General features: G+C 42.6%; 1 protein-coding gene. It reads left to right on the top strand.

Features of this window, described 5'->3' with window-relative positions; genetic code table 11:
• Positions 1-117: 117 nt before the first annotated feature.
• Positions 118-468, top strand: coding sequence for a hypothetical protein (locus KEM10_RS25245; RefSeq protein ID WP_212221027.1), 351 nt, complete (start codon positions 118-120; stop codon positions 466-468).
• Positions 469-530: the final 62 nt, after the last annotated feature.

The following is a 530-nucleotide window of genomic DNA, read 5'->3' as shown; positions in this document are numbered from 1 at the left end:
GAGCTTGATATGTCATAATCGTTCGGGGGCGGTCAGCGGTTGTTAACCGCCCCTTTTTTCTTCTTAATCATTTGAAAAATGGAAGTACAAGACAACAACATACGCAAATTACAGGTCGTGAAATTCGAGGTTAAAAAAGGTCAGACCTACGAGTTTAACGGCAATACCAAAACGGAACACGACCGTATCAAAGGCATTTTCTTACGCCTATCCAACCAACAGGCATTACCAGGTGCCACACTTAGGGTTTGGATTGATGATACAGAGATAATCCCCGATGATACCGAGGTGGCGTTGCTTCACCACAACGATGACATGAGTATTAAGGACGTGGCTTTTCCTGTTGACGAAAAAGCCAAGAACAGCCCAGTACGTGTCATTTACAAAGACGACAGCGAGAACCTGGCTGTTAATGAAAGCTACAATGTTCGTGTATATCTGCTTGCCGAGGTAGAGAAAAAGAAATAACGCTAAAATCTCCCGACAATGAAACGATATTTTGTAATTACAAAAACCTCAGTTGGCAACAA

This window comes from Carboxylicivirga linearis, from assembly GCF_018271995.1.
Lineage (GTDB): Bacteria > Bacteroidota > Bacteroidia > Bacteroidales > Marinilabiliaceae > Carboxylicivirga > Carboxylicivirga linearis.
Note: the sequence above shows the minus strand (reverse complement) of the source record. Positions and strands in the feature narration are given on the sequence as shown.